Here is a 24155-nt window from a genome sequence, read left to right as displayed (position 1 = left end):
AGTTGGTCGCAAATATGCGAATTTTGAGAAACATTCGTAATTCATTGTTATTTAGACTGTTACACTTCATCCTTCTCTTTTCATTCGCATTTTTACCATTTTTTGGCGATTGAAGCATTGAGATAAGCTCGCTATTTGCATGCTTTAAGGGCGCTGAAGCATGTGAATAACACCTCTAATACATGTTTCCAAGAGGGTAAACTCAATGTTTTAGCTTCAATCGATGTTTTATTTGTTAAAATCAACACATTTTTGCATGTCGTTTGCCTATTGATTTTTTCTATTTTGAAGATTTTTAATGGCCGTTTTTTGGTAAAATGATAGGACAAAAACAAGAATGCCACCACCACTTAACTCATTGAGTTCATCATTGAAAAAACATGAGTCAATGCCATTAAGGCTTACAAATATCACCTCTATCTCCAAGCATCAACTAAGCAACAAACTCCATTTGCAGAATTGGTGCTTACAGAACAGCCTATACAAGGGCGATTACAGAGTTTGCAATACCCAAAAAAGAGTGTTGCAACAAAAGAGACTAAAGCGCCCTACCCCAAAGGATTGTGCAGGAGTGTTGATGCGCCTTCTATTCCTTTTCTGACAGAAACCGCTCAATCAGCACACGATCTGCCTCGGTCCAGTTGAGTGATTCCAGTTGGTCGAGGGGTAGCCATTTGTCATCCAGATGCTCCAATAATTTGTAATCCTCATCGCCTCCTTTGCAGAGATAGGCTGTAATAGAGACCTTGAAATCAAGATAAGCATGCGTCACCTCTCCAATTTTTCGTCCTACAAATACATCCCAATCCATTTCTTCTTTAATTTCTCTGACCAATGCCTCGTGATCTGATTCGCCTTCTTCTACCTTTCCACCAGGGAATTCCCAGTGTTCGGAAAGATAAGAATATTGTGAACGACCTCTTTGCATACATAGATAGCGCTTGCCACGTTGGACGACAGCAGCCACTACACGCGTAACTTCTGTTTTCATGTGATTCATATTATTATGATTCAAATTTACAAATAATTATTGATAATGTTGTATATTTGCAGAAGATTCGCTTCGCCTCAACATAGAAAGTAAACTTTCTCTGTCTTCGGCTTGCGCAATCTTTACAGAAGATAGGCTGCGCCTCAACAAAGCAAACAAGCTTTCTTTGTTTTCGGCTTGCACAATCTTTGCATAAAATAGGCTGCACCTCAGCAATTCAAACAAGTTTGATTGCCTTCGGTTTGCACTATTTTTGCAAAAAATTAGTACTAATAATAGAAGAAAATGGCAATAGTTATAGGCATTGACGTGGGGATTAGCACCACCAAGATTGTAGGTATCAATGACGACGGAACAGTAGTAGCTCCTATTCGCATCAAGGCTACCGACCCCGTGACGTCGCTCTATGGTGCATTTGGTAAGTATTTGCATGACAACAATATACAACTGAACGATGTTGAACAGGTGATGTTGACAGGTGTGGGCGCTGCCTATGTCGACAATTCTGTTTACGGTTTGCCGACAGCCAAGGCAGAAGAGTTTATCTGCAACGGTTTGGGAGCCCGATTTGAGACCGACTTGGAGGACATGATTGTTGTGAGCATGGGTACAGGAACCAGTCTTATACAATGTAAGGGCAATGACATTAGACACATAGGCGGAATGGGTATTGGGGGTGGAACCCTCATCGGCTTGTCACGCATCATGTTGAAAACGGATGATATCCGACAAATTTCCTCACTTGCCATGCGAGGCGACGCCTCAAATATTGATGTTCGTATCGGAGATATCAGTCCTGAACCGCTCCCCAATCTACCTAAGACGGCTACTGCTTCGCTCTTTGGAAATGCCAAGAGCAACGCTACGCGTGAGGACATTGCATTGGGCATCATCACCATGGTGTTACAGACCATTGGCAGCAGCACGATTTTAGCATCTTTGGGGTCGGGTATCAAAGATTATGTACTCATTGGTAACCTTACTTTACTCCCTCAATGTAAAATGGTATTCAGTGGGTTAGAGAAAATGTATGGCGTGAACTTTATCAATCCCAAATACAGTGAATTCTGTACAGCCATTGGGGCTGCGCTGTTTTATCTAAACGAAAAAGAGAAATAGACAAGTGCGCAGCTTTCTTCAATGGGATAAGGTTGTCACCACAAAGAATGATTCTTGGCGTTTGCAGTAGTGCTTTTGACGAAGCATGGACGAACGCTCATTTCATTTTTAACTGACCTGAGATTGACAGAAGTCGTCTCCCAACATATATCCCTCTTGATATAACCGCTCCAGTTTGGCTGTATCTTTTTCCATACGTCCTACCTTCACTGGGTCTTGTGGACGTATGCAGACAATTTGTCCAGCCGCTTCCAACTGGTCGACTAACTCCAACTGTTCGTTATATGCCGCTACTCTACGACTAAGAGCCACACGTAGACGCGGATATTTCTTGTAAATGAAATGGGGAATCTTTCTATCTCGCTCAGTACTACGATAGCCTTTTTGACGCGTTAGAATAACAACATTTTTATGATGACCTGTCGCCATGGAGCGAATCACAGGGATAGAATCTGTGATTCCGCCATCAAGCATGGGGATTTGGTCTATCTCTACAATCTTACTTACAAAGGGTAAACTACTCGAAGCGCGCACAATATCCAATGCTCGTTGCTTATTATGTTGTTCTCTCAGGTAAGCTGGTAAACCCGTTAAACAATTCGTTGTGACCATTTCAAAGGTAGAGGGAGACGAGAAATAAGTATCAAAATCGAATGGTACGTATTCGTTTGGAAATTTATCGTACAAGAGTTTTTGATCAAAAATACATCCTTGAGTCACCAAATGACGCAATCCTATGTAATCATATTTGGACAACAAATCGATATTAGAAAAGCGTGCGCGACGTGGTTGTCTACTGATATAAGACATACCATTACAAGCTCCCGCCGACACAGCAACGACATAGCGAAAATACAAATCATGCTTCATAAAGGCATCTAAGACACCACAGGTAAACACTCCACGCATCCCTCCTCCTTCGAGTACTAATCCTGTATTTCTATCAATTTGCATAAATTACTTATTAATTGAGACAAAGTTATATATTTTTCATCAGTTTTTATTATCTTTGCATGAAATAGTGGAAACCAAGCACAAACAGATTTGAACTGTTCACCTTGGAATCACATCTATATCATCATAATGATTGCTGCTAACTGACTATGACAGACACATTTACAAACAGTATTCAGCATGATTAGAAACGATTAATTCTATAAAATATTATTATATGTTCGACAAACAAACTTATATAAGACGCCGCACACAACTTAAAAAAGAAGTTGGTCATGGCATCATCATTCTCTTTGGTAACAACAACTCTCCTGCTAATGGTCCGTACAATGGGTATCATCCTTTTAGGCAAGACTCCTCTTTTTTGTACTATTTTGGACAAAATAGAGACGGATTGGTGGGGGTTATTGATATCGATAACGATCAAGAAAAACTGATTGGAGACGATATAGACATTGAAGATATCGTTTGGTTCGGGTCAGTTGATAGTGTTAAAGATATGGCAGCGCAGGTTGGAATAGAGCAGACAGCGCCCATGAAGGAACTCGCTACTATCTGTAAGCGTGCGCAGGAGAAGCAACAAAAGATACATTTTCTCCCACCGTATCGGCATGACATCAAACTCCAAATATACGACTTGTTGGGCATTCATCCCAATCAACAGCAAGAAAAGGCGTCCCTCGACCTTATTCATGCGGTTGTCAAGATGCGCTCTGTCAAGGAGGAACAAGAAATAGAAGAGCTGGAACGTGCTGCCAAGATAGGCTATCTCATGCATACCACAGCAATGCGCATTACCAAACCGGGTGTAACAGAAAAGTTTGTGGGTGGACAAGTGGACGGCATTGCCAACTCGTACGGAGCCATGGTGAGCTTCCCAACTATCTTTACTCAACATGGAGAGATTATGCATGGCAGTCCTTCGCTCAACTTACTGGAATCTGGAAGGTTGGCATTGTGTGATGCTGGGGCTGAAACAGTGAACAATTATTGTTCTGACAACACCCGAACATATCCCGTTAGTGGCAAATTTACCCAACGACAATTAGAGATTTACAGCATTGTAGAGGCTTGCCACGACCACGCACTCGAAGTTGCAAAACCAGGAGTGAAATACATGGACGTACATTTCTCTGTATGCAAACTCATGACGGAGCGACTTAAAGAAATAGGACTCATGAAAGGTGACACCGAAGAGGCTGTCAGGGCTGGTGCTCATGCCATGTTCTTACCTCACGGACTGGGACACATGATGGGAATGGATGTTCACGACATGGAGGCTTTGGGACAAATCTATGTGGGATTTGACGATGAAACTCGTCCCAATCTCGAACAGTTTGGCACCAATGCCTTGCGCATGGGACGCCGCTTGGAAGAAGGCTTCGTGGTAACAGACGAACCGGGCATCTACTTTATTCCTGCCCTCATTGATGAGTGGAGAGCATCTGGACACTGTAAAGAGTTCTTGAATTTTGAACTTTTGGAAACCTACAAAGACTTTGGAGGTATTCGTATTGAAGACGATATCCTAATTACCAAAAACGGATGTCGTTTCATTGGTGAACAGCGCATACCCTACCATCCGAAGGATGTAGAAGCATTTATGGCTAACAATTCAACTAAATAATTTATTAAAACTATTCAAAAACATGAAGAAAATTTTGATGTTCGCCCTCTTGGCCATCATGGCAACGGGCGCACAAGCAGCGAAGAAAAAGACTGCCCCAAAAAACAACCAGCCAGTATTTACTGTTGTAAAGCAAAACAAGATTACAAGTATTAAAGACCAAAACCGTAGCGGTACGTGTTGGGCTTACTCTACACTGAGTTTCTTGGAAAGTGAAATCTTGAAAAAAACGGGGAAAACTTACAACTTGAGCGAAATGTTCGTAGCTCATAAAACATACGAAGACCGAGCAGAAAAGGCTGTACGTATGCATGGTGATGTTAGTTTTGCACAGGGAGGTAGTACCTACGACCCCATTTATTGTTGGCAACGCTATGGCATGGTACCCGAAACAGCGATGCCATTGCCTGGTACAATGACAGGTGACTCATTGGCAAACTTCAGCGAGTTCTTCGCTGTCTTGACGCCTTATGTAGAAGCCATTGCCAAGAGCAAGCAGAAAAAACTTTCTCCAGCATGGAAAAAAGGAATGATGGGCATTCTTGATGCTTACCTTGGCAAAACTCCTGACACATTTACATACGAAGGAAAAACCTATACGCCACAATCGTTTGCAGCAAGCTTAGGCTTGGATATGAACGATTATGTACACTTCACCAGCTACACACATCATCCTTTCTGGACACAATTTGCTGTTGAAGTACAAGACAACTGGCGTTGGCCTTTGAGTTGGAACGTTCCTATTGAAGAGATTTGCAACATCATTGATAACGCCATCAACAATGGTTATACCGTAGCATGGGGCGGAGATGTTTCTGAAGATGGATTTACACGCAATGGTTTAGGTATTGCTTACGATTTGAAGAAAGCACGCGATTTGTCTGGAACAGATGCTGACCGCTGGGTGAAGATGTCCAAATCCTCAAAGAAAGCCAAAGCAGATTCATTGGGTATCAATGCGCCTGAAGTTGTTCCTACACAGGAGATGCGCCAAGAAGCATTCGATAATTGGGAAACAACCGATGACCACGGCATGCACATCTTTGGTATTGCCAAGGACCAAAACGGTAAAGAATATTACATGGTAAAGAACTCTTGGGGCGAAAGTGGCAAGTACAAAGGTATTTGGTACATGACAAAAGCTTTTGTAGCTTACAAGACGATGGATTTCATGGTGAACAAGAATGCTGTTCCTGCAAATATCCGTAAGAAATTAAATATCTAAATAACGCTTCAAGTTGATCTTGAAACCACGATAAGAAAAACCGTTTTTCTATACAGGAAAAACGGTCTTTCTTTTTTATACCTTAGCCCTTTGAAGAAAACAAATAAGCACTGCGCTCATCAGCTTTCCAAAACATACCTTCACGATGCAGATAGATGAAGACTGCATCAGGCACCTCCATTAACAAAACAGAAGAAAGCGACATTTTCTTATTACCTTACTAAAAGTGTAATTTTCAAAAGAAAATCGACCGCCAAAGGCGGTATTTATGAGCGGGCTCTTTGAAAGGGCCCGCTCAAAATAAAACTATCGGAAAGACTCGAAAGGCTGCGCCGCTACACACCCGTAGGAGCGATTGGTGCGTTGCAACGATACGGAACCTTGGGAAAAGAACATGCTGTATGCCTGCATCGGATCGTCGTCGGAGACGGTACTGGACGACCAATAGAAACCGGCGGAAGAGAATGCCTGAATACAGCCATTCTCGTCGTAATTGCCCAACGCAGGGAGGAAGAAGTAATTATTAATTTCACTATCAGTTGGCTTGCCATCAGTTACAGAATTATTAGCAGATACATATGCACCTCTCGTCGTCCGCTGGTCAACACCATTGGGATCTGCCTTCTTTAAGTCGGCAAGCGTCTTACCGGCACCATTAGCGATGACGCTGAGCTTCTTAAGCCATATACCACCTGTGCAATTCTTCTTACCTAAAGCCTCCCAATGGGTGGTATTATCCCAATGGGCATCACCCTTCAGAATGTACCAAGCCATTTCGTTGGCATTGGGAAGCTGCTTGAAGAGGTCATGGGAAGCCTCGAAAGGACCAACACCTTCGTGATACCAACGATCACCAGCGTCATCCTTAGACTGAGGATAAAAGGGTGGACACATATCTTTTTCTGTTGGCTGCCAACAGTCAGAAACAGAAGTGTCCCACTCGTGGCCATACCAACAGTTCTTGGCAGCATCCCACATATAATAATTGTAACCGCTGTAAAAATAGGCAGAACCAAGACATACGGGAATATCACAAATCTTATTGGCACCAAAGGTATGATTTTCTTTATAATATTTGGTAATTTTCTTTTCCTCATTTGTCTTAGTGTCGAAGACAGTATAATCCACTTTCAAGGAATAGGTGCCGGGAGCTATAACTGCATAAAGCGAGTTCTCAATACTTTTCGCTCCTGTAGTTTTATTAGCAAGCATAAGACCATCAGTTCCTACTTTGAGCGTAATTTTATTTGTCTCATTCGTACCCTTGGAAAGACCATTTTGAGTAAGTTCATAAGTACCAGCAATATTGCTACCAGACTTTATCACTATGCTCTTGATCTTATAGGCATTGCGCTCATCCTGAGTAGGTATATAGGGAAGGAAGCAAAGATAGGATGCCTTGTGCGCCAAGTCGAAACTATAGCCGCTCTCGCCTTGATTTGTAGTTTTCTTTGCCGTTGCCACACCGCAATCACCGGCGGCACCAAAATGCTGGATGTTGTTAAAGCCTTCCAGGGTCTGATTGTTGGCGATAACAACTTTCTTTTCACTGGCACCAGAGTTAGTACCATAATAGTACACATTGCATTCCTGTTTGGTGTAAGAACCATCTACCAAGAATGTTGTGCGAGCTATAGCATCAGTGATAGTACTCTTACCCTTACGTAACTGATTATTATCGTCCTCTACATAAATCACGTCTTTAGGTTCCCAAAGGAAGGTTCCTTTTTCACCGATGCCTTGACGCTTCATAGTGATGCGAGTGAGAAAGCCAGGGACTTCTGTTGAAATTTCAGGAGTACCAATCTGTTCACGCTCCATAGGAGCCTCTGTTACGATACCTCCTGTAAAGGCAGTAAGCTGACCATTACTATTACTATTATTATTACTATCAGCACTCTCTTCGTTAGAACAGCTGCACATCAGCACAGATGCAGCAACGAAAACAGCAAATGAGATAAATAATTTTATTTTCATCTGTTTCAATTATTTATAAATTTAATTCAGTAAAAATGGTTATCTAATTCATGGGGATCTCTTTCTGTTCGTCTTCTTCAAGAAGACCATCGTAATCAGCTGTCCCGGCGCCACCACCAATTGGGCTTGCGGCACAAAGCGAATACTCTACTGCAATGCAAACGATCTTAGGACAAATGTAAGCCGACTTTCTACGTGCGGCAGTGATTTCTGTTTTACTCATAACGATACAATAAATTTTTATTTGACTTTTAATTTCTGAATATACAACCATACAAGGATGGCAAAGAATTACCTTCCAAAAAGAGACACAAAGCTTCGCTACGCACTAAAACATAATGCGCAGAAAGAGGTATAGTATAAGAGAAGATATACCTTATATATTTATGAGAGAGAGAGAGAGAGAGAGTACAAAATTATTTGGAACTACCAAATAATTTGCGTTAAAAGAAAGAAGAAAATTGTTCTTTCTTTGAAGCACCCCTTGCATCAAAGAATATTTGGTACAATAGGGTAAGTAGCTATGTGAAAAATCTATTCTCACTCTATATGATGTTTAATTTTCTGCAAAGATTGCGCAAGCCGAACACAAAGAAAGCTTGTTTTCTTTGTTGAGGCGCAGCCTATCTTCTGCAAAGATTGCGCAAGCCGAACACAAAGAAAGTTTACTTTCTTTGTTGAGGCGAAACCAATCGCCTGCAAATATAATATATCTTTTCGTTCATTGCAAATTTTTAAAGAAAAAAAATAATTTATTGACCTATTTTTCCAACCAAACATAGACAGGCAACTAATTTCTTCTATAAAAACATGAACCGAAAAACACAAAGCAGAAAGGTTAGATTGAATAAGAATACGCATTACCAGACACTTTTTTAAGAATTGCTGGGGAAGGATACAAATTATTTGTGACATTTACGATGCATTATGGTAAATTATTTGTAACTTTACACACAAATAAGTCTTCATCTTTATGAAGGCCATCACTCGTATGACCGCATGCGAGTACGACTCGACAAAAATTAAAAACAATATAAATGCATTTCAAATGGAATTATGTACCACCTACATCAGAAGAAACAAAGGCAGCTAAGGAGTTAGGAGATAAATTAAATATCAACACCATACTCGCTTTGTTGCTTATCCGCCGAGGCATTACTACCGAGTCTGCGGCAAAAAGGTTCTTTCGTCCACAACTGGCAGACCTCATTAATCCTTTCTTGATGAAAGATATGGACGTGGCGGTAGACAGACTCAACGATGCTATGGGGCGCAAAGAACGCATTTTGGTGTATGGCGATTACGACGTAGATGGGTGTACATCTGTAGCTTTGGTGTACAAGTTTCTCCAACAGTTCTACTCTAATATAGACTATTACATCCCAGATCGATACGACGAGGGTTATGGTGTCAGCAAAAAGAGTTTAGAATATGCACGAGAAACAGGTGTTAAACTGATTATTATTTTAGATTGTGGAATTAAAGCAACGGACGAGATTGCGTATGCAAAGAGTTTAGGTATTGACTTTATCATTTGCGATCATCACGTACCAGACGAAGTAATGCCGCCTGCTGTGGCTATTCTCAATCCCAAAAGACCCGATGACACCTACCCCTTTAAGCATCTCTCTGGATGTGGAGTGGGCTTTAAGCTCATGCAGGCGTTTGCCAAAAACAACAACATTCCCTTCTCTCGACTCATCCCACTGCTTGACTTTTGTGCAGTAAGTATATCGGCTGACATTGTACCTGTGGTAGATGAAAATCGTATCTTGGCTTTTCATGGATTGAAACAACTCAACCAAAACCCGAGTGTCGGTCTGAAAGCCATTATAGACATCTGCAATTTAGGCAACAGAGACATCTCCATGAGCGATATTGTCTTCAAGATAGGACCGCGCATCAATGCCTCTGGACGCATGGAGAATGGAAAAGAAAGCGTTGACTTGCTGGTGGAAAAGGATATTGCGAGTGCTATACGACAAGCCAAACACATTGACGAATATAACGAGCAACGAAAAGATATCGATAAGCAGATGACCGAAGAAGCTAACCTTATCGTCTCTAAATTAGAAAACCAAAAGCATCATTCTTCTATTGTTCTCTATGATGAGAATTGGAAGAAGGGCGTTATTGGGATTGTAGCTTCACGGTTGACAGAAATTTATTTTCGACCTACCGTCGTTCTTACACGTGATGGAGAGTTTGCAACAGGGTCTGCACGCAGCGTAACAGGCTTCGATGTCTATGCAGCTATTAAGAGTTGTCGTGACTTGCTGGTGAACTTTGGAGGACACACCTATGCAGCAGGACTGACCTTACGTTGGGACGACATCAAAACATTCCGCACTCGTTTTCAAAAATATGTAGATGAACACATTCTTCCCGAACAGACTGAACCAATTATTGATATTGATGCTATCATTGATTTTAAGGATATCACCAAGCGTCTACATCAAGAATTAAAGAAATTCTCACCTTTTGGACCTGGCAATCCAAAGCCCATATTTAGTACAATCGGTGTGTACGACTATGGTACAAGTAAGGTGGTAGGACGTGAACAAGAGCATATCAAACTGGAACTGGTTGACTCCAAATCGAGCAATGTTGTCAATGGCATTGCCTTTGGACAGAGTGCATCGGCACGATATATTAAATCCAAACGCAGTTTTGACATTGCTTATACCCTGGAGGACAACGTCTTTAAGCGCAACGCCGTGCAGTTGCAGATAGAAGATATACGACCTACCGAAGGAGAAGATTATCAAACATGACGCCATGCCTGTTCATGACAAATACTTAAGCATTCTGCAACAATACTGGGGATACAAAGATTTCCGCGGTATTCAGCGTGAAATCATTGAGAGCATTGGTCAACAACGTGACACCTTAGGTCTTATGCCCACAGGTGGAGGCAAGTCTATCACCTTTCAAGTGCCAGCTTTAGCACAGCCAGGGATATGCTTGGTCATCACGCCGCTCATTGCCTTGATGAAAGACCAAGTGCAACATCTCAAAGAAAAGGGAATTACAGCGGCAGCGATCTTTTCGGGCATGACAAGAAGAGAGATTCTCAAAACCTTAGACAACTGCATCTTTGGTGACATCAAACTCTTATATATCTCTCCCGAACGTATAGGTTCGGAGCTTTTCTTGATGAAACTTCGTCGAATGAACGTCAGTTTCATTACCGTTGATGAGGCGCATTGTATCAGTCAATGGGGGTATGATTTTCGTCCAGCATACCTGAACATTGCCGATATACGAAAAGAAAAGCCAGCAGCTCCCCTATTGGCACTCACTGCAACAGCCACACCCGAGGTAGTTGAGGACATTCAACAACAATTAGGATTCAAAGAGAAGAATGTCTTCCAAATGAGTTTTGAACGTTCAAACCTCACATACGTGGTGCGAACAGCACAAGACAAGAATCAAGAAATCCTACATATCCTGCAATCACTCCCTGGCTGTGCCATTATTTATGTACGGAGTAGAAAACGCACAAAAGAGGTTGCAACACTGCTCAACGCTTGTGATATTCCTACCACTTATTATCATGCAGGGTTAGAACACAGCGTGAAAGATGAACGGCAGCGTGCATGGCAAACGGATCAGATACGGGTCATGGTGGCTACCAATGCTTTTGGAATGGGCATTGATAAGCCAGATGTGCGTGTGGTGATACATATTGACTGTCCCGACTCATTAGAAGCTTACTTTCAAGAGGCAGGACGTGCAGGGCGTGATGGACAACGTTCCTACGCTGTCTTGTTGTATAACACCAGTGATAAGCATAAACTCAACAAACGAATCGAAGACAATTTTCCTGAAAAAGACTATATTAAAGATGTGTATCAGCACTTAGCTTATTATTTTGAAATAGGCTTAGGAAGCGGAAGTGGGCACACCTTTACTTTCGACATTGGGAAGTTTTGTGCCATCTTCCATTATTTTCCCATCCCTATGAACTCAGCTTTGCTCATTCTGTCACGTGCGGGCTACATAGAATATGATACAGATCCTGACTCCAATGCTCGAGTAATGTTTCTTCTCGACAGAAACGAATTATACAAACTCAATCAGGTTTCCCCACTACAAGAAAAGGTAATCACCAGTCTGTTACGTACATACGGGGGACTTTTCACTGACTATGTGTACATTGACGAGGCACTTTTGGCTCAACAAGCGGGCATCACCCGCGAACAGTTGTACCTCATCTTAAAAGGATTAACGCAAAGAAGAATCCTCCACTTTATTCCTCAACGAAAGATGCCCTTTATCACTTATGCGAAAGACCGCGAGGCAATTGAAAACATGGTGATACCAAAAGCGGTCTACGAAGAGCGTAAAGAACAGTTTTCCAAGCGCATCAAGTCTGTGATTCGTTATGCGGAAAACAATGAAGTATGTCGAAGCAAACAGCTATTGCGCTATTTTGGTGATGTACAAGCAAAAGACTGTTTGAGATGCGATGTTTGTTTGGAACAAGGTTTACAGCAAAATAGCACCATCACAACAAACGAAATCAAACAAACTATTCTTCATGGACTGGAAGATAAGGAAAGACATCATATCACTGAGCTTGATAAATTAGCGTTTCCTGAAAAGCTCTTAGATCAAGTTTTAGAACAGTTGGTTGCTGAAGAAATCATCGTCTTGGAGGGAAGCTATATTTATCTCGCCAACAAGGGATAAAAGCCAAAATAAATAGAGTTAACTTCTTTATTTCTTAATGAATACTGTCTATGTTGTCAACTCATTGACAAAACCATAGAAAACAAACATTGCGAGGTCATTCGGTACTCAAATTACGACCAAAAGAATCAACCTTTTGTTGTAGAAGCATCATCCACAATAGATACGATCTCCGACAAAGAAGTTAAGATATAAGTTGGAAGGGTTTCATCGTACTGCTTTTCTATCCATCCCTCACCTTTGAGCCAAGCCGTTTGGCACCCCAACTTCGAAGCTGGTTCTACATCTTTATAAAAGCTATCACCAATCACCAACACTTCTTCAGCAGGCAGTTGGAGTGCATCAAGTGCCATCTTAAAGATGCGTACATCAGGTTTGCGTATGTTTACCGTAGCCGATTCTATCACGGTTTCGAATATATCGCTCAACGAAAACTCTTGCAACACCGCATTCATGTTACCATAAAAATTCGTTACCAACCCCATTGGAAATCTTTCTTTCAAACACTGTAACATCTTCCGATGTTGCTCTATGATCTGCGTCACATGTTGATAAATTTCCGATAACAACAACTCTTGGGTGTGTAGCAGTTCCGCTTCGTCCACATTCCACACTCCCATCATGCACAGTTGTTCCAATTCCAATCGTAACTTCACTTCTATTGTCCTGCGCAAAGTGTCCGTTGGCTTCACCAAAGGACTTTTTTCTAACATTCGTTCTCCGTAGACATACGCTTTACGAAAATCATCCTCACACACGGGAACACCTATTTTTTGATACATCTGCCATAACATTTTTCCCCAATGTTGACCATTCGTATCAATAGTTCCACCAAAATCAAAGAGTAAAGCGTGAATAGAAGGCATAGCATCTGTTATCATGATTGGTTGGTTTGTTGCGTTGTTGCTGTTTTTGAAAGTAATGAAATCTTCTCTGTGCACAATTTTTCGTGCCGCTGATGCATATAAATATAAATCAATTGTAACACCGTAATTTCAAAAATAAAATACAGCCACGGACAGTTCAACAGACAAGTAACGTACAAACAAATAGCTCGTGTGTTGAAGGTAAGAATGTTAGTGTACGGCATGAGAGGTCTGCTTCCATCTATGAATTGCTGCCTTACAGTGTTATCTGGATGTGACTTAAAACGCTGAAAGAACATTTGAAATGCAGGAGTTCTTCGCTCTTGACTTCGACAATAAGACGTATAGTTGAGATAAAAGAGACGTTTCAGCCAATCACCCTTATCCAAATGCTTATATATAAGGTATTGCTGTTTGGAGTGCCCCAGTTCGCTACCACCTTCACCTTTAAGGAAATACAAGTGTATCTGTCGGTAATAATCGCCCAATGAGCTTTGTGTAGTATGACACAGCACACCTGCCACGAGTGCTAATGTCCATATTCCAGCACCCCATGGCACTGTCGTACCAGGCATTAACTGGTGTTGCATCCGTAAGGCAAGTGCCACATAGATGCCCACAAACCATAGTCCACTGGCAAAACCATCCAACATACGACCGATAAAAGTGTGCTTCCCAGTGAGCCGTGCCAACTGTCCATCGGTGCTATCGCAAAAGTTGGCAAACATGAGTAACAACACTCCGCACACATTATGCCACACATCTACGAAATAAAAACAATAAGCTGCCCCTATTCCAAGAAAGATAGAAAGAATAGTCACAGCGTTAGGATGCACACCAAGACGTTTCCATAGCAATGCAAAGACCAACCCTATGGGGCGTGTAAAGTGTACATCGAGCCACTCTTCGGTATCTTTCGACTTCATCGAAGCCTTTAACAATTCCTTAAATCTTCCCATTTCTGCTTTACTAATTGTGCAATGGCCTGCGCTGCCTCTTCCTTACAAGCGGCAAAACTTGGCCAATCGTTAAAGTCGATAATACTAATTTCTCCTTCTCGGTTCACCACACAGTCGCCTCCATACACATCGATGCCGATGATACGAGCCAGTCTAACTGCTTCGGCTTGCAACAAGTTTGCATCGAAATCATAGCCCTCTGTCTTGACACTGCGATAAAACCATTTGAAAAAATGCTGCCCTATCCCGTAGAATTTGATTAAGTCGCCTTCTACATGTGCGCTTTCTATGCTTGAACAAATACCTCGTTGTCGCCATTCTTCTTTTCTGGCAGCCAATTCGTTTTCATCTTTGCAATACACCACATCACTATCCAATTGCGCTTTTGAGTCACCCCTTTTGAGCCAATAGCCATGCTTTCCCCGCTGCGGTGGCATGGGTATGTGGTTTTCTCGCATAACCTGCGCCACTTTTTTCCGCGCACACAACTCCACTGCATCGGGACAGTTGATGACAAGAGCACCACGCTTTTCACACGCACGAAGTAATGCCAAAGTGGCTGGATGACGTCCCATACTTAGGTAAATATCAGCCTCATCCTGCGCAGTGAGTTTCAATTCATCAACCATTCGAATGTCCCCACCAAGCTGTTGTATCACTGCAACAAGGATGTCCCTATCCTTCTGTTCTGCTTCGAGCGAATAAATGTAATCTCGACGAATGGCTATGATATGTTGATGTTTCATTGTTATTCTAAATCTTTTTCAAATATACCTATCCAACTCTTGATATTTATCCTTTGTTTGGCTTGTTGATTTCCGAAGAAACGCCTCAGCTTTTGCAACATCCGACAGATGGTCGATATCCAACACCTGTCCCATGTCGTGCGCCATTACAGTACATTGCTCGCCAATGAGTGCTCGTTGAAAATTACGCATGCGTTGTTCGCCACGCTGAATGCAACGCTGTAAGATGTCGAAGATATGCGGATGCAGTCCGTAAATGCCTGCCGAAACATATTTGTAACGAACACTACCCTCATCATGAAAGCCCAATACACGCATTGACTCATCGGTTTCTACAAACAACGGCTTCTCATCATCTACAAATTTAGTCACACCCATATAGGCATCTACACCCTGTTGCAAGGCTTTCTTGAACCCCTGAACATAGGTCATGAATGTATTTTCTTCGAAAATGGCATCTACCGTAGTTAAACAAAAGGGCGCATCTTCTAATAAAGGGCGCATCTCAGCCAAACTGTGCATAGAACTTGGTGTACTTCTTATCACTATTTTCAGCGCAATAGGCTCACCATTTAGTCCTTTTTGTTGTATCGATCGTAAATGAGTTTGCACGTTGGTCATCTCCTCGTTGCAAATCACGATGATTTCGTCCGCATGGTTTGCTACAAAGATACGTAGCAGTCGGTCTATCAAACATTCGTTTCCCACCTTAACGAGTGGTTTAGGCAAGAACACACCCTCACTACTTAACCTTGACCCTTGACCTGCTGCTATGATAGCATATTTCATTTTTTCTATTTTAATACATGTACAGAGAAAGTTTACTTTCTTTGTTGAGGCGCAGCCTATCTTTTGCAAAGGTAGCGCAAGCTGAAGACAGAGAAAGCTTACTTTCTTTGTTGAGGCGCAGCCTATCTTATGCAAAGGTAAGATATATAATTGAAAAAAGGGCGGAACTTTCAATTATTCCGCCCTTTTCAGCTTTGCTTTTCTCTATTTAGAAAGGATGTGCAGGTCATCGGTGTCAATACTACCTGTGCCTTGTATTTTCTCTTTATATGTGTTAACCGTCCCCGACACATCAATATCTCCTGTGCCTTGCAAACTACACTGTGCCCACTGACATTTTTCAAAATGCACCTTAATGTCTCCTGTACCCAAGAGCGAAACAAACGCTTGTGATGTAATTACATTTTTAATGTTTATATCGCCCGTACCTTTTAGATTGACCTTCACCTTATCACAAATCAAATCCTTTATATCAATGTCTCCTGTACCCATTAATGAGACAGACAACGTATCCGTATCTAAACGCTTATGAACCTCAAATTCGCCCGTACCTTTTAAGTAAACAGAAACCAAATCGGGAGATGTGATGTAGATATCAACATCCTCTTGGTTGCAAAAATTCAACCATTTATCTTTTTCTTTCCTCTTAATATCCAACGTGTTACCATCACATGTGATTCTTAATTGCTGAATAGCTTTCTCACTTCCCTTAAAACGAATGCTTGCTGAATCGGCTTGCTCAAAATAAACATTATAGCAACCCTCTATGTTCACATTCTTAAAATACTTGATTTTACTCGACTGTGTGATTTTCCGTTCGCTCTTCCTATCTCTTTTTGTGCAAGCACACGAAGCAAATAACAAGAGTGTGAACACTGCTAATATACAATAGATTTTTCTTTTCATACGGTTCGTATTATGGATAAACAATAAATATTACTTGTCTTATTTTTTTTATTTTATGCGATAAATTCCTCATCACATTCAAACATAAGACGCAAACAATATTCACAAAGTTGCAAGCGTGTCACTTTTTGATGCAACACACTTGCCGCTTTTTGGGGTTAGCTCACTCCACTATCACCTCGTCTACGAACAAGAAGGCGGTCTGTCCATAGCCATAATGCCATTGAGGCATACTGTGTTCGGACAACACTTTGATGCGTAGATACCGTGCTTTTACGTTTTCAAGCGTTATTTTCTGCGTGTTTACACTGGGTGGCACAACGTGCGGAAGCGATTGTTTAGTATCCGCAAACACCTCCTTGAAATGCTCTCCATCGTCAGACACCAATAAGGAAACGCCTCGATCGGGGAATATCCAGTTAGATTGTTCGGTGAGTGTGCGTACCGATACACTCTTAATGGGCATCTTGCGTTGCAGATCGATGATGATGTCCATATCATTTCCCACAAATCCTACCCAGCGTCCAGAGTGAAACGAAGTGTTGCCCAGCAATCCGTTCACCAGCTCTTGTGGACTATTTCCTTGATAAGCATGGTTAGGTGGCGTGCAAAAACGAACGGGTTTCATCATGGCTTTGTGAACAATGATTTGCTCCTTGGTCACATCACTGTGCAGACTATCGCTATAAGCTATGGCTTTAATGGTGGCAGATCGCTTGAGGTAAAAGGGCTTTTTGTACGGTTTGCTTTGCTCATTTGGCTCACTTCCATCAGTGGTGTAGTAGATTTTCGACTTCCCCGGTGCACTGAAAGCCACCTCCATGGCTTGCCCTTTGGGCGATGGTGTCAGCACGGTGCTCACCGTGAAATAATGTTCAGCATACCGATAGCCGCAGGCTTTGTAGAGTTGCAGCATGTGAGGCAATCGCTGTAAGAAGCTACCATAATCCTTCTCCTGCTCGCTCGACCACTGCACCTCGCACGCTGCTGCCAACCGTGGCAACATCATATATTCTATGTGCGATAGCGTTTTTACCTGCTCTGTCCACAGATTGGCTTGCACACCAATGATATGTTTTGCCTGTTGTGGCGTCAGCGAGGTGGGAACAGGCTGGAAAGCATACACCTTCTCAATGGGCAGATAGGCATTGAAAGCCACAGGCTCGTTGGCTCTGTCTTCGGTTTGGTAATAATCGAAATACATGTTCGAGGTAGGACACATAATGGCATCGTGTCCCAAGCGTGCAGCCTGTTCAGCTCCTTGAATGCCTCGCCACGACAACACCGTTGCGTTAGGTGCCACACCACCTTCCAAAATCTCGTCCCAGCCACACACTTTTCGTCCATGCTGGGTGATAAAATTCGCCATTTCGGTCATGAAGTAGCTTTGCAAACGTTGCTCTTTGGTGTGCTGTGCATCGGTAACAAGTCCCAAACTTTGAATCTTCGCCTGACATTTGGCACAGTTTTGCCACGATTTCTTTGGACACTCATCGCCTCCAATATTGATATACGGACTGGGAAAGAGCCGCATCACCTCGGCAATCACGTCTTTGGCAAACTGCAAAGTGCTGTCGTTGCCGGCACAAAGTACCTCCTCTGCAATGCCCCACTCTGTGCGTACGCTGTACGGACCGCCCGTACATCCTAACTTGGGGTAAGCCGACAAGGCCGCCACCATGTGTCCCGGCATATCTATCTCGGGCACGATGTTGATGTGACGCTCGGCAGCATACTGCACTATTTCTTTTATTTGTTGCTGCGTGTAATAACCTCCATGGGGTTTGCCATCCTTCTTATCCGTGTGTCCGATAGTCGTTTCGGGTCGGAATGCTGCTTTCTGGGTCAGCAACGGATATTTTTTTATCTCAATGCGCCAACCCTGATCATCGGTCAAATGCCAATGAAAGTTATTGATGTTGTGCAAGGCAAGCATGTCGATAAAGGTTTTGACAGCATCTACCCCAAAGAAATGGCGTGCCACATCGAGCATCGCACCCCGATAAGCATATTGCGGATAATCTATTATCTCGCCGGCTGGAAACACCACTTTTCCCTCTCCATTCAAAGGAATTGCCTTTCGCAAAGTTTGTATGCCATAAAAAGTGCCGGCGGCAGACGCCCCCTGAATGGTTATTTTTTGTGCGGAAACACGCATGCTATACGCCTCCTTATTGGGATGTGGCAATCCCGTACACAACTCAATATTGTGTGCATCGGTAGCACTGGTCGCCACTTTGAGTTGCAAACCCGTGAGTTCAAAGATGTAAGATGCCAATAATTCGGCATCTTTCTTCAACACACTGTCACATGCTGGGTACACAATTCGGGTTTGAGGGGTCAGCACAAAGCCCTTACTCTTCACCATATTGATTTGTCGTGGCAAAGGAATCACACTGTAATTTGCCATGTTTGGCGCACTTTGCGCATATCCCATGGCTGCAAGCAACCACAGGCATACGCTCATCAAGATTGTTTTCTTCATATCGAAAGATTGTTCAAATTTAGTCTTCTGCAAAGATAACTAAAACAAATCACAAACGAACAAATTGACAAGCGCATTTGCACAACCCCACCCCTATCAACAACTCGCCACCCGAAACCATGATATTTCAGGTGGCGAGTGTGAACATTTCAGGAAGGTTGCGTTACGATAAACGCCCTATCCCTTTCGAGTTGCCTTATTGGTAGTCGAACACCATGCCCGTAGCTCCTACTCCTATTGCCAAGGTGTGCAGCAACTTGCCCGATGCGTTGTACACATTTACATAGCCTGCACCGCCATAATCAGCACGATGGGTCTCTGGATTCAGTTTGTATGACATGATGTAGACATAGCCCGTAACTGGGTCTACCGCTATCGCCGATGGTGCGTCCACCTTAGTGGTGGTAAAGGTAGCGGTCTTTCCCGTACGCACATCGTACACATTGTAGGTCACAGGAGTGGCTGGGTTGGTGTAGGGCGCATTGATGGTGTAGATTTTTTCTGCCCCTCTTTTGTCATTCACTGCCATTAAGGTAGCATCGCTCACCTTGGTGACCTGCTTGCCAACCACTTTCATGACACCTGCTCCTGTCTGATTCCAATTCTTATCGTAGCTCCCGGCATGCAATACATAAAGATCGGATCCGATGAACTTGGCTGCTACAGGATTGGTGAGATGCTCGTTGACAATCATCGTTGTATCGCCCGATGCCACATCAATCACCGACAGATTGCCTTTTCCCTTGCCATAGTCGCTGTTGCAGACATACAATTTGCCGTTGTGATAGGCAATGCCATCAGGGAACGAACCAGCCTGATAGGTCTTCTTCAGTCCAAGACTCGCGGTATCAATGGCTGCTACCACACCACCAAAGGTGGTTACATACACACTACCGTTGGCTGCCACGGCACGACGAGGCGACTTGCCCTTATTGTCGCGTAGGAGTTTTTGCAACTCAATGCGCTTGATGGCGTGAAGGGTATTTTTGTCAACTACCTCTACCGAGCCTTCACCATCTACCACGATGTACATTTTCGAGCCATAGATAATAGCATCGTTAACCGTTACTCCAAGGTTGCGCCCATTCACCTGACTAAACACATTCTGTGCGGTAGTCCACGTTTCCATGTCCACGCGTGTGAGTGTTCCTGTAGAACCTGCCGACTGCAGACCAGCATTCACAACATAAGCCGCATGGGTTACTTTTTTCAAATCCCGTGGATTTACGTCATCATCGTCATCCTCACACGAGGTAAACAAACTAACTCCCATGAGGAGTACTGCCAAACTTAATAAATACTTTTTCATTTTTGAGTGATTAAAATTGATAATTCATTGTTATTTCTGCATGGATGCCAGGCATTGGATAGCCTGCCACAATTTGATATTGCTGATTAAAAATATTCTTGAGGTCGGCTCGCAACTGCAATGGATACTGACACACCCGAAACGTGCGGTATGCCGTCAAGCTCCATTCCTGATATCCTTTCAGGTACGACCCGTCATGGTGTTGGTTGTTGAGCCATTTTCCACCTACCCCCACCCATTGCAACGTAAGATTGAGCCAGCGGTTTTGCGCATTGAGCGAACAACCGCCAGCGTGCAGAGGCACATAGGCTATCTGATAATTATAATAAGGTGACGATGCCAAGGTGCGATTGGCAGCTCGCTGATAGCTGTAGTTGGCCATCAACATCAAGGTGTGCTGGGCATTGGCACGCCATGTGGTTCGCAGCATGGCATCGATGCCCACAATGCGCACCTTGCCCACATTGACCGTTCGCCACACAAACAAATTATAAGGCACTGCCACTATTTTATCGGTTACATGGTTCAGATAGCCGTCCAAAGTAGCCCACAACTGTACATGCGGCAACGACTTGTCAACGGTAACTCCCACGTTCAACTGGTCGGTCTGCTCGGGTTTAAGGTCTTTGCTGCCATATCTGAAGAAGTAATTTTCATTGAAGGTAGGCATTCGGAAGATGTTTTTATACGATGCCCTCACATACAGAGGTTGATGAGGAAATGGTGCCCATGACAACGACAACGACGGACTGAGTCGCTTTTGGTTGTCGGCAGCCGTTCCTGCACGTGCGCCGTTCTGATAAAACGAGCCTAACAGACGAGCTTGCGCTGTCAGTCTTTGCAACTGATATTTTGCGGTTAAACTTTGCCACACACTGTGTCGATAGGGCTGTATGTCGTTCGTCAAACTGCTATGCAACTGGTGATAGGCATAATCGGCGGCATAACTCAATGCCCAATGCTTGTCAGGACTGAACAACAAGCAAAGCGATGTGTAGGCTTCGCCTTGATGATAATCGGCATCCATAGGACCACTATGCGCTCTACTCTCCCGATACGAGATGTTTGACTTATCCCACTTGCCCAGCCATTTCATCCTAAAAAAGCGGTTGACCTGCCACAGATACTGTGCTTGCACAAAGTAGTTGCGGGTATCAAGCAGCTCGCTACTCTCGTTGGCGTAATAGCGCACCACTCCAGGTAGCTGCTGGTGGTTGTCATAGTAGTAAGCCTTGACCTTGAGCAGTTGGTTAGTTTTTGGCATCCAAGCCACATTTCCTTCGACATGTCCACCCTGCATCCTGCTGTTGCTGCGTGTCTGTCGTGTTTTCAACGTGCCATTGCGCAAGGTATAAGGATAATTGTTGTTGGCAGAAACATAATCGGCAATGACTGAAAAGCGCAAAGGCTGCGACACGTTTTGTTCGTAGCGAAGCGACGGATGAAGATAGCCAAACGACCCTACCCCAAGTTGTGCGTCGAAATGCGGACGACGGTCGGCACGACTGCCACCCATGGTTTCTATGGACAGCACGGCAGGCGTTGTGACTTGTCGGGCAGGGATAAAAATATCCGCATTGTCACCTATGGTGAGCATGATTTGCGACACGTGTGCCAACGAATAGCGCGAAAGGTCGATGTCGCCTGTCTGCATGTTGCTGAGCATCACGCCATCGTAGCTCACTCCCGTGTGCTGTGTACCGAAGCCACGCACCGACACCGTCTTCATACCACCCGCTCCACCGTAATCACGCAAGGTAATTCCCGGTATACGGTGCAAGGCATCCGCCATCGTGGATACCCCCATGCGCTGCAAATCGCTGTGCTGCAATACGTGTTCGGGCGATGTGCTCTGCATACTTCGTATGCGTCGCCCCTCGGACACGATGACTGTATCCAACGTATGCACCCGATGCGTCAACGAATCGGTTTGGGCATTGGCATGCAAACACACAACTGAACAAATCAGTATGATAATTATTCTGGGCATGGAACCTTACTACATCAACAATGCACTATTGGCTTTCCGCGAAACACAATAGCGATGAATAGCAACGGCAGGTCTTCTGACTCGCAGCTGGACATACACTTGCCTTCCCGAAAAAATGTCAGTGGCAACACGATGTGATGTCCAAAAAACGACTGCTCACAGCAGCGGGACTGTTCGGGATTTGCACCCGATTCCCTTTTCGTCTGATTCATTCAGAACCAATTGCTGCTACAAAGATACGGCTTTTTACGCAAGAGACCGAATATCTACACTGAAAGTTGCAACATAAACAATGAGCCAACCGTTGGGGAGCAACGGAGGATGCCTTTATGTGTTTGGAGAAATGTCAAGAAAAAGTGCCAAAATTTAACACTTCTGAATGTGCTGTTTTAGAAAAAATATGGGGACAAAAAATCGTAAAATATCGCTTTTTTACCTTGGAAACATGACTTCGACTAGCTATATACATGAGTTAATGGCGCTATAACATGCAAATAGAGGCACAAAGTGCATGTAACAAATGGGCTAAAAAGCTGTGATAAGGCACAAAAACAATGAGTTTTTAGGGCTTTCTCAACGATATATCCTTGTAACTCATTTATTGACTGCTACTTAACAAACTTCCAAAATACCACGATATTTTGCAACAAGTGAGACTCTGTTCAGAAATATGCGAAATATGGAGAGCCATTTGTAAAAATTATTCTGAAAAAATAAGTCCTCAACTACAGCTTTTTTGGATGGAGTGTTTCGGTAAATTGCACCTTGCATCGGCAGACCTCCTGCTCCATAGTCTGCTCCTTTGCTTGCCTTACAATGCGCACCGCATAGGAGAGCTCGTCCAACGTCTCGACATCGAAATGTAAAGTATCGCCTCCATAGGCTTCAGCGACATACGCCACATCAATGCGCTTGATGGGGTGCGTGGCATGAAAGGTCATGGACCAAAGATTTAACAAATGCTCGATGTACTTTACACTGTTGATGTGTCCATTCATGTCCACATCGCTATACGTTGTAACGAGAGTATGCCATCGCTGAATATTGTCGGTCATTTTGACTCTCGAAACAACATCAATAGGACACAGTTTTTTGGCATTTGTACTCTGTTTGACCCGTCCGTCATCAAAGGCAAGAATGTCAGTAGGCTGTCGTGTGTCGGTATCTATTAACGCCCAGACGCTTCGACCATATCCATACACCTTGCCACCTTTGCCAAGAACAGAAAAATTACGATAGGTAAACCACTTCATCGTCTGCTCTATCCACGTTTCCACCTCAAACTTGTCGTATGCCAAAGGTATTTCGTTCATCTCAATAGCTAAGCGCGACAGCACCCAAGTTTTGTGCATGGGCTGCAAAACTGTCATGCTGAAACCTCGTTCGTGGGCATGAAAGTCGGCTGCATTGAGCAGGTGATTGCCTAAATGCGAAAGGAATAATCGACCAGAGAAATCGCAATGGAAAGGTTCTGCTAAGAAAGTGTAACGACCAACAGTATCAAGATGGTTCATATG

Annotated in this window: 18 protein-coding genes and 1 riboswitch; of the genes, 5 read left to right on the top strand and 13 right to left on the bottom strand. The window is 43.4% G+C overall.

Annotated elements, in window-relative coordinates; all coding sequences use genetic code 11:
- Window positions 1-586 precede the first annotated feature (586 nt).
- A complete protein-coding gene (locus HMPREF9304_RS13620) occupies window positions 587-991 on the bottom strand; it encodes a (deoxy)nucleoside triphosphate pyrophosphohydrolase (protein WP_036930146.1) in 405 nt (134 codons plus the stop codon).
- 285 nt (window positions 992-1276) lie between these two features.
- On the opposite strand from HMPREF9304_RS13620, the gene coaW reads away from it, so the two are divergent.
- A complete protein-coding gene (coaW, locus tag HMPREF9304_RS13610; RefSeq protein WP_036930093.1) occupies window positions 1277-2110 on the top strand; it encodes a type II pantothenate kinase in 834 nt (277 codons plus the stop codon).
- Between the two features lie 108 nt (window positions 2111-2218).
- Here coaW and HMPREF9304_RS13605 read toward each other — a convergent pair whose 3' ends face one another.
- A complete protein-coding gene (locus tag HMPREF9304_RS13605; protein ID WP_036930090.1) occupies window positions 2219-3064 on the bottom strand; it encodes a patatin-like phospholipase family protein in 846 nt (281 codons plus the stop codon).
- A gap of 217 nt (window positions 3065-3281) precedes the next feature.
- Between HMPREF9304_RS13605 and HMPREF9304_RS13600 the strand changes: the two genes are divergently transcribed.
- On the top strand, window positions 3282-4691 hold the full coding sequence (locus tag HMPREF9304_RS13600) for an aminopeptidase P family protein (protein ID WP_036930088.1): 1410 nt from the start codon (window positions 3282-3284) through the stop codon (window positions 4689-4691).
- Window positions 4692-4713: 22 nt separating this feature from the next.
- Complete coding sequence (locus tag HMPREF9304_RS13595; RefSeq protein ID WP_036930086.1) at window positions 4714-5916, top strand: C1 family peptidase; 1203 nt, start codon at window positions 4714-4716, stop codon at window positions 5914-5916.
- 306 nt (window positions 5917-6222) lie between these two features.
- Here the strand turns inward: HMPREF9304_RS13595 and HMPREF9304_RS13590 are convergent, their stop codons facing one another.
- Window positions 6223-7893, bottom strand: coding sequence for a hypothetical protein (locus tag HMPREF9304_RS13590; RefSeq protein ID WP_036930084.1), 1671 nt, complete (start codon window positions 7891-7893; stop codon window positions 6223-6225).
- A 43-nt stretch (window positions 7894-7936) separates the two neighbouring features.
- Window positions 7937-8116 (bottom strand): hypothetical protein, encoded by a 180-nt coding sequence (locus tag HMPREF9304_RS13585; RefSeq protein ID WP_156104835.1) that lies wholly within the window; start codon window positions 8114-8116, stop codon window positions 7937-7939.
- 814 nt (window positions 8117-8930) lie between these two features.
- Here HMPREF9304_RS13585 and recJ point away from each other — a divergent pair.
- Window positions 8931-10667, top strand: a complete 1737-nt coding sequence (recJ, locus tag HMPREF9304_RS13575) for a single-stranded-DNA-specific exonuclease RecJ (protein ID WP_036930076.1) — start codon at window positions 8931-8933, stop codon at window positions 10665-10667.
- Window positions 10668-10671: 4 nt separating this feature from the next.
- Window positions 10672-12588, top strand: coding sequence for a RecQ family ATP-dependent DNA helicase (locus HMPREF9304_RS13570; RefSeq protein WP_036930073.1), 1917 nt, complete (start codon window positions 10672-10674; stop codon window positions 12586-12588).
- A 128-nt stretch (window positions 12589-12716) separates the two neighbouring features.
- Here the strand turns inward: HMPREF9304_RS13570 and HMPREF9304_RS13565 are convergent, their stop codons facing one another.
- From HMPREF9304_RS13565 to HMPREF9304_RS13525, 9 genes are all read right to left on the bottom strand, one after another.
- Window positions 12717-13469: an HAD family hydrolase gene (locus tag HMPREF9304_RS13565; protein WP_081953732.1), complete on the bottom strand. Its 753-nt coding sequence runs from the start codon at window positions 13467-13469 to the stop codon at window positions 12717-12719.
- The gene (locus HMPREF9304_RS13560; RefSeq protein WP_036930070.1) at window positions 13466-14413 is read right to left on the bottom strand and encodes a CDP-alcohol phosphatidyltransferase family protein; all 948 of its coding nucleotides are present in this window, start codon (window positions 14411-14413) and stop codon (window positions 13466-13468) included. Before HMPREF9304_RS13560 ends, HMPREF9304_RS13565 begins: the two co-directional genes overlap by 4 nt.
- Window positions 14389-15159, bottom strand: coding sequence for an ATP-grasp domain-containing protein (locus tag HMPREF9304_RS13555; RefSeq protein ID WP_008126121.1), 771 nt, complete (start codon window positions 15157-15159; stop codon window positions 14389-14391). The genes HMPREF9304_RS13560 and HMPREF9304_RS13555 overlap by 25 nt, the downstream gene beginning before the upstream one ends.
- Before the next feature lie 18 nt (window positions 15160-15177).
- Window positions 15178-15948: a nucleotidyltransferase family protein gene (locus tag HMPREF9304_RS13550; RefSeq protein ID WP_036930067.1), complete on the bottom strand. Its 771-nt coding sequence runs from the start codon at window positions 15946-15948 to the stop codon at window positions 15178-15180.
- A 204-nt stretch (window positions 15949-16152) separates the two neighbouring features.
- On the bottom strand, window positions 16153-16854 hold the full coding sequence (locus HMPREF9304_RS13545; RefSeq protein WP_036930064.1) for a GIN domain-containing protein: 702 nt from the start codon (window positions 16852-16854) through the stop codon (window positions 16153-16155).
- Between the two features lie 163 nt (window positions 16855-17017).
- Window positions 17018-19339 (bottom strand): glycoside hydrolase family 20 protein, encoded by a 2322-nt coding sequence (locus HMPREF9304_RS13540; RefSeq protein ID WP_036930062.1) that lies wholly within the window; start codon window positions 19337-19339, stop codon window positions 17018-17020.
- Window positions 19340-19535: 196 nt separating this feature from the next.
- Window positions 19536-20648, bottom strand: a complete 1113-nt coding sequence (locus HMPREF9304_RS13535; protein ID WP_036930059.1) for a YncE family protein — start codon at window positions 20646-20648, stop codon at window positions 19536-19538.
- Between the two features lie 10 nt (window positions 20649-20658).
- The gene (locus HMPREF9304_RS13530) at window positions 20659-22638 is read right to left on the bottom strand and encodes a TonB-dependent receptor (RefSeq protein ID WP_052046180.1); all 1980 of its coding nucleotides are present in this window, start codon (window positions 22636-22638) and stop codon (window positions 20659-20661) included.
- Window positions 22639-22687: 49 nt separating this feature from the next.
- A riboswitch (cobalamin riboswitch) is annotated at window positions 22688-22877 on the bottom strand.
- A gap of 486 nt (window positions 22878-23363) precedes the next feature.
- A complete protein-coding gene (locus tag HMPREF9304_RS13525) occupies window positions 23364-24152 on the bottom strand; it encodes an acyl-[acyl-carrier-protein] thioesterase (RefSeq protein ID WP_036930137.1) in 789 nt (262 codons plus the stop codon).
- Window positions 24153-24155 lie beyond the last annotated feature (3 nt).

The sequence above is a fragment of the Hoylesella timonensis S9-PR14 genome (genome assembly GCF_000762405.1).
GTDB lineage: Bacteria > Bacteroidota > Bacteroidia > Bacteroidales > Bacteroidaceae > Prevotella > Prevotella timonensis_A.
The sequence above is the reverse complement of the archived record's forward strand: the minus strand, read 5'-3'. Positions and strand labels throughout refer to the sequence as shown.

Coding starts and splice junctions, on each gene's coding strand:
- HMPREF9304_RS13570 (WP_036930073.1), top strand. CDS start 10,672: ATGCCTGTTCATGACAAATACTTAAGCATTCTGCAACAATACTGGGGA.
- HMPREF9304_RS13595 (WP_036930086.1), top strand. CDS start 4,714: ATGAAGAAAATTTTGATGTTCGCCCTCTTGGCCATCATGGCAACGGGC.
- HMPREF9304_RS13590 (WP_036930084.1), bottom strand. CDS start 7,893: ATGAAAATAAAATTATTTATCTCATTTGCTGTTTTCGTTGCTGCATCT.
- HMPREF9304_RS13605 (WP_036930090.1), bottom strand. CDS start 3,064: ATGCAAATTGATAGAAATACAGGATTAGTACTCGAAGGAGGAGGGATG.
- HMPREF9304_RS13565 (WP_081953732.1), bottom strand. CDS start 13,469: ATGATAACAGATGCTATGCCTTCTATTCACGCTTTACTCTTTGATTTT.
- HMPREF9304_RS13600 (WP_036930088.1), top strand. CDS start 3,282: ATGTTCGACAAACAAACTTATATAAGACGCCGCACACAACTTAAAAAA.
- recJ (WP_036930076.1), top strand. CDS start 8,931: ATGCATTTCAAATGGAATTATGTACCACCTACATCAGAAGAAACAAAG.
- HMPREF9304_RS13585 (WP_156104835.1), bottom strand. CDS start 8,116: ATGAGTAAAACAGAAATCACTGCCGCACGTAGAAAGTCGGCTTACATT.
- HMPREF9304_RS13530 (WP_052046180.1), bottom strand. CDS start 22,638: ATGCCCAGAATAATTATCATACTGATTTGTTCAGTTGTGTGTTTGCAT.
- HMPREF9304_RS13525 (WP_036930137.1), bottom strand. CDS start 24,152: ATGAACCATCTTGATACTGTTGGTCGTTACACTTTCTTAGCAGAACCT.
- HMPREF9304_RS13540 (WP_036930062.1), bottom strand. CDS start 19,339: ATGAAGAAAACAATCTTGATGAGCGTATGCCTGTGGTTGCTTGCAGCC.
- HMPREF9304_RS13535 (WP_036930059.1), bottom strand. CDS start 20,648: ATGAAAAAGTATTTATTAAGTTTGGCAGTACTCCTCATGGGAGTTAGT.
- HMPREF9304_RS13620 (WP_036930146.1), bottom strand. CDS start 991: ATGAAAACAGAAGTTACGCGTGTAGTGGCTGCTGTCGTCCAACGTGGC.
- HMPREF9304_RS13560 (WP_036930070.1), bottom strand. CDS start 14,413: ATGGGAAGATTTAAGGAATTGTTAAAGGCTTCGATGAAGTCGAAAGAT.
- HMPREF9304_RS13550 (WP_036930067.1), bottom strand. CDS start 15,948: ATGAAATATGCTATCATAGCAGCAGGTCAAGGGTCAAGGTTAAGTAGT.
- HMPREF9304_RS13555 (WP_008126121.1), bottom strand. CDS start 15,159: ATGAAACATCAACATATCATAGCCATTCGTCGAGATTACATTTATTCG.
- coaW (WP_036930093.1), top strand. CDS start 1,277: ATGGCAATAGTTATAGGCATTGACGTGGGGATTAGCACCACCAAGATT.
- HMPREF9304_RS13545 (WP_036930064.1), bottom strand. CDS start 16,854: ATGAAAAGAAAAATCTATTGTATATTAGCAGTGTTCACACTCTTGTTA.